5 protein-coding genes and 1 pseudogene are annotated in these 4,903 nt (G+C 70.7%); 1 reads left to right on the top strand and 5 read right to left on the bottom strand.

From position 1 onward, the window contains the following. Positions 1 to 168 precede the first annotated feature (168 nt). From QH276_RS11750 to QH276_RS11730, 5 genes and pseudogenes are all read right to left on the bottom strand, one after another. Positions 169 to 309 (bottom strand): annotated as a pseudogene (locus QH276_RS11750) (NAD(P)-binding domain-containing protein); the annotation flags it as partial. 310 nt (positions 310 to 619) lie between these two features. Next, entirely contained in the window at positions 620 to 1,459 is an 840-nt protein-coding gene (locus tag QH276_RS11745; protein WP_280402458.1) for an NAD(P)-dependent oxidoreductase, read from the bottom strand. Between the two features lie 21 nt (positions 1,460 to 1,480). Beyond that, entirely contained in the window at positions 1,481 to 1,996 is a 516-nt protein-coding gene (locus QH276_RS11740; protein WP_280402459.1) for a DoxX family protein, read from the bottom strand. A 3-nt stretch (positions 1,997 to 1,999) separates the two neighbouring features. Next, positions 2,000 to 2,968 (bottom strand): alpha/beta hydrolase, encoded by a 969-nt coding sequence (locus QH276_RS11735; RefSeq protein WP_280402460.1) that lies wholly within the window; start codon positions 2,966 to 2,968, stop codon positions 2,000 to 2,002. Positions 2,969 to 3,017: 49 nt separating this feature from the next. Continuing rightward, positions 3,018 to 4,703 carry a thiolase C-terminal domain-containing protein gene (locus QH276_RS11730; RefSeq protein WP_280402461.1) on the bottom strand — a complete coding sequence of 562 codons (1,686 nt, stop codon included), beginning with the start codon at positions 4,701 to 4,703 and terminating at the stop codon, positions 3,018 to 3,020. Positions 4,704 to 4,749: 46 nt separating this feature from the next. On the opposite strand from QH276_RS11730, the gene QH276_RS35360 reads away from it, so the two are divergent. After that, positions 4,750 to 4,903 (top strand): aconitase family protein (locus QH276_RS35360; RefSeq protein WP_432278789.1); only part of this gene is annotated, 154 nt, incomplete at its 3' end.

Genomic DNA, 4,903 nt, shown 5'->3' with positions numbered 1-4,903 from the left:
AATCCGGCCGGTCGGTGGCCCGCGGGGGCGCCCCCCCCCCCCCCCGGGGGGCGCGGCGCCGCCCCCCCCCGGGCCGGGGGGGCGGGGGGCCCCCCGGGGGGGGCGGGCGGCCCCCACCCCCCCCCCCCGCGCGCGGGGGGGGCCCCCCGCCCCCCCCCCCCCCCCCCCCACGGCGGTAGCGCCGGCACCGCTTATCGCTTCGCGGGCGGCGGGGTTACGCCCGACCGCCCGCACACTGTGCCCGGCCGCGACGAGACGCCGGATCATGGGGAGACCCATCCGGCCGGCGCCGACGAATCCGATACGCACTGTTTCTCCTTCGATGATGAGCGGTGGTATTTCCCGGCGCACCGGAGAGGCCTCGGAACTCCCCGGCCCTGCGGCTCTGCGGCCCGCGGTCCGGGACGGCGAGGCGCCCTGTCACCGGTCCGGCGGCGGAAACCAGCTCACCGGTCGGTGGATGGGGTGCTGTGGCCTGGCGGCGGATGGGGTGGTGTGGCTGGACGGCGGTCGGGATCCTGTGGCCTGGCGGCGGTCAGGATCCTGTGACCTGGCCGCGGACGGGGCAGTGGCCGGAGAGGTGGACGGGGTCTTGTGGCCTGGCGGTGACCCGATCGGCTCAGCGCGGTTTGCCCATGAGGGCGAGGGTGGCGTCGGCAGTGTCGAGCACCGCCCCGGGCGTGGCACCGGCGGCCGCGGCCAGTTCGCTGATCAGCCGGACGTCCTTGCGCAGCAGATCCCCGGCGTGCTTCGCGATCTGATCCAGTGATCCGCCGCCGGCCAGGATGCGGCCCAGCGCGAAACTGTTCCCGCTGCCGTTGCCGATGACTTCGCCGAGCCGCTGCGGGCTCACCCCGAGCTGTGCGCCGAGTTCCAGTGTGCTCACGGCGGTGGCCATATGCGCGGTGAAGAGCAGATTGTTCAGCAGTTTGGTGGTCTGCCCGGCGCCGACATCACCGAGGTGTACCACCGGGTTCGCGTAGGTATCGAACACCGGCAGGCAGCGGGCGAGGACGTCCGCGTCACCGCCGGCCATCACCAGCAACCGGCCTGCCTCGACAGCCGGTGCGCCGCCGCTCACCGGTGCGTCGATCAGTGCGACACCGTGTTCCGCGGCTTTTCCGGCGAGGTCGCGGCAGGTGTCCGGATGGACGGTGCTGTGGATCGCGATCACGGGCCGCTCGGTGCGCCCGGCCGCGGACGCGGCGAAGCCGGCGAAGATACCGTCCGCGCGTTCCAGCACTTCCCGGACATCCGCGTCACCGACGACGCACAGGCACACCAGGTCGCTGTCGGCGGCCAGCGCGGCCGGGCTGTCGGCGATTTTCGCCGCGGTGCCGGCATACGGTTCGACCGAGGCGGTGCGGCGCGCCCACAGGGTGGTGGGGTAGCCCCCTTCGACGATCCGGCGGGCCATCGGCCCGCCCTGGCTACCCAGTCCGATGAATCCGACGCGCATAGGAATTTCCCTTCGAGCAGATCAGGAGCCGGCGTTCGCCGAATCCGTTTGTCCGGGCCGCCAGAACACGGCCAGCAGCGCGGCTGTCGCGAGGATTCCGGCGAGCAACGCGATGAGGCCGCCGGCCCAGCCGGTGATCTCGATACCGGCGGCGTGATCCACCGACAGCCATCCCGGTCCGAGGATGCCGATGGCTACGCAGACCACGCCGAGCACCAGGACGTATTCGTAGCCGTCCTTCATCACGAAGAACCCGTTCTTGCGGTGTGCCAGCAGGGCGGCCACGAGCATCACCGAGATCACCGCCGCGGCGGCCAGCGGGGTGAGCAGCCCGAGCACCAGCAGCACACCCGCGCCGATTTCGGTGATCACGCTCAGCCAGGCCTGCAGCACGCCGTTGCGCAGCCCGAGGCTGCTGAACCAGCGCCCGGTGCCGGCGATCTTGCCGCCCCCGATCCAGTGGTTCACGCCGTGCGCGATCATGGTTGCTCCCACGACCAGACGCAGCAGCAACAGTGCGATATCGGTGATGTCCATGGGTTACCTTTCCGGCGCCGCGGCGCCGCCGTCGAATTGCAGGGTGGGACCGGAGAATTCGCCGGCCTGCCGGGCGAGGCGGCATTCCTCGGCGAAGGCCAGCACGCCCAGGTGATAGGCCGGCGCCGTATACCCGAGGCTGATGTTGTGCCCGGTATTGGGCTGCCGGTGGACCACCACCCGGGGAGCCGCGGTGAACAGGGTACCCACCGCGGTCATTTCCGCGGGGTCGTTGCGCCACACCCGTTCGTGCTCGCCGAGGCTGTAGCGCACCGGGATCCGGATCCGCGGTGCGAGGCCGAGGAAATCCCGTGCGGCCCACTCGTGCAGGGCTTTCGCTTCGATCGCGGACCCGCGCGCGGCCACGGTGGCGCCGCCGCGGACATCCTCGGGGTAGAGCCTGTTCGGACTCCAGATCAGTTTCCCGACTCCGGCGGGTCGCTTCCCCGGGTCGCGGTTCGCGCCCCAGAGCAGCTCATGCGCCACCGGCTGATGCTGCCGCCCGGTTCCTGCCAGTTCCAGCCCGAGCAGGTCGGCGCCCCGATCGTCGGCCGCCATCCGGACGGCCAGTTCGCAGCCCGCGGAATGCGCGAGCAGGAAAACGCCGCCGCCGCGCGGCAATCCGTCCAGCAGCGCGTCGATCGCGCCGTACATCAGATCCACCCGCCGCTGCGGATCCGCGAGCTCGTCGGCGTAGGGCCCGGAACTCCGGAACCCGGGCCGGTCCAGGGCCAGCACGGTGTAGCCGAGTCGCCGCGCGGTGCGCATGAGCGAGAAGTCCGGATGGCCCGGGCAGTCGAAGTACCGGGAATCGACCGCACCCCCGTGCAGCGCGACCACCACCGCACGTGGTGCGGACGCCTCGGCCAACAACCCGGAGGCCGGGATCCCCTCGACCTCCGGAACTTCCGCGACCACCGGCAACGGGCCGGTCGAAGCGGTGGGGGCCAGCTCGGAATCGATCACCGTCATGAAGCACTCCACGCTGCCGGTGCCGGAAAGTACGGTGATAGTTCGCCCATCAGGATGGACTCCGCAGCAGCATCGCTCCGCCCGGGGTCAACCCGCCGCTGGAGACCACCGCGACCTTCGCGTCCCGGACCTGGCGTTCGCCCGCCGCTCCGCGCAACTGCACGATCGCCTCGTGCAGCAACCCCATTCCGTGGGTGCGCCCGTGCGAGAGCTGTCCGCCGTGGGTGTTCAGCGGCAGGATCCCGTCGCGCGCGATGTTCTTCCCGCCGTCGAGGAAATCCTTGGCCTCACCGATCTTGCAGAAGCCCAGAGCCTCGATCCAGGACAGGCAGTTGATGGTGAAACCGTCGTAGAGCTGCGCCACATCCACATCGTCGGGCCGCAGATCGGTGCGGGTCCACAGGTGGGCGGCGGGGCCGAGCACCTGCGGTTCGTGGGTGAGCGTGCTCTGATCCCATTCGATGCGTTCGACGATCTGGGTGCCCACGGCTTCCACCTCGATCCCGGGCACCGGCAGGTCGGCCGCGGCGTCGCGAGCCGAAACGATCACCGCGATCGCGCCGTCGCACGGCACGTCGCAGTCGTAGAGACCGAACGGTGTGGTGATGGGGCGTGCGTTCAGGTAGTCGTCCATGGTCATCGGGTCGCGATAGACCGCGCTCGGGTTCAGCTCCGCGTTCGCGCGCTGGTTCAGGGCGATCCAGCCCAGCGTTTCGCGGGTGGTGCCGTAGTCGTGGAAATGCCGCTGCGCCTTCTGCGCGAGCGTATGCGCGGCCGAGGTGGAGCCGAACGGATGCAGCCAGCTGCCGGTGCGGCCACCCCCGGCCACCTCGATCGTGCCGCGCTTCATCAGCTCGTTGAAGGTGGCTTCCCACACCGTCCGGAAGCACAGCACATGCCTGGCGAGCCCGGCGTGCACGGCGAGCATGGCCGCGATCACCGACCCGCCGGGCCCGAAGGTTTCGATACCGCCGTTGTGCCAGGTGGGCCGGATACCCAGCGCCGCTTCCAGTGCGGTCACGCCGCCTTCGCCGAAACCGCCGAGGTTGCCGCCGCCCGGATACGAGGACAGGCCGTCGATATCGTCGAGCGCGAGCCCGGCATCGGCGACCGCGCGCTCGCAGGCGTCCACCGTGAGTTCCAGCGGCGGCCGCATCAGCCGCCGCCCGATATCCGACATCCCGATACCGGTGAGTACGACACTGTCCTCGAATTTCGTGCGGCGCAGCATCGGTGCCACCCGCTGCCCGAATTCGGCGGGTGCGATCTCGTCCACCGGTAGCGGCGCCGGTTCCGGCTGCTCCGCGACCGGACGGAACAGCGGCAGCCATACATCGCCGTCCTGCTGGAACAGCACCTCGAGTCGCATTCCGAGCACGAGGTCGTCCGGATCGCAGTCGACGATATTGGTGGTGAGCCGGACCCGCGGATCGTCCTCCAGCGCCACCGTCGCCACCACGTACGGCGGTGGCAGGCCCGGCAGCGCGAAACGGTGGTTGATCGTGAAGGCGGCCAGGGTCGCCAGTCCCGACACCACACGTGGGCCCAGGTCACGACTCCGGCAGTAGCGGCAGATCGGCTGCGGCGGATGGATCAGCGCCGAACACGCCCGGCACTCCTGGATCCGCAAGTGCCCGTCGGCGCCGGAGGTCCAGAAGAATGCGGTGTCCAGGGACAGCAGCGGCAGCGGCCGCCCGGAACGGGGTGCCGGATCGTCACCGGTCGTCGATGCCATATCGCCTCCTCGTGCCGGGTTTCCGCCGGCGACCTTCTGATTCGGTATTTCCGCGCCCGCGGCGGGTGGCCGGCCGGCAGCGCCGTCCGGGGCCGCCTGGGATGCGGAGGTGGAGCACTGGCGCACCTTCTACACCGACGAGGATGCGGTATTCGACAAAGAGGTCGTGCTCGACGCCTCGACGCTGACCCCCTTCGTGT

It is taken from the genome of Nocardia carnea (genome assembly GCF_029869215.1).
GTDB classification, from domain to species: domain Bacteria; phylum Actinomycetota; class Actinomycetes; order Mycobacteriales; family Mycobacteriaceae; genus Nocardia; species Nocardia carnea_B.
This window is presented reverse-complemented; position numbering and strand designations above follow the sequence as displayed.

Coding starts and splice junctions, on each gene's coding strand:
- QH276_RS11745 (WP_280402458.1), bottom strand. CDS start 1,459: ATGCGCGTCGGATTCATCGGACTGGGTAGCCAGGGCGGGCCGATGGCC.
- QH276_RS11730 (WP_280402461.1), bottom strand. CDS start 4,703: ATGGCATCGACGACCGGTGACGATCCGGCACCCCGTTCCGGGCGGCCG.
- QH276_RS11735 (WP_280402460.1), bottom strand. CDS start 2,968: ATGACGGTGATCGATTCCGAGCTGGCCCCCACCGCTTCGACCGGCCCG.
- QH276_RS11740 (WP_280402459.1), bottom strand. CDS start 1,996: ATGGACATCACCGATATCGCACTGTTGCTGCTGCGTCTGGTCGTGGGA.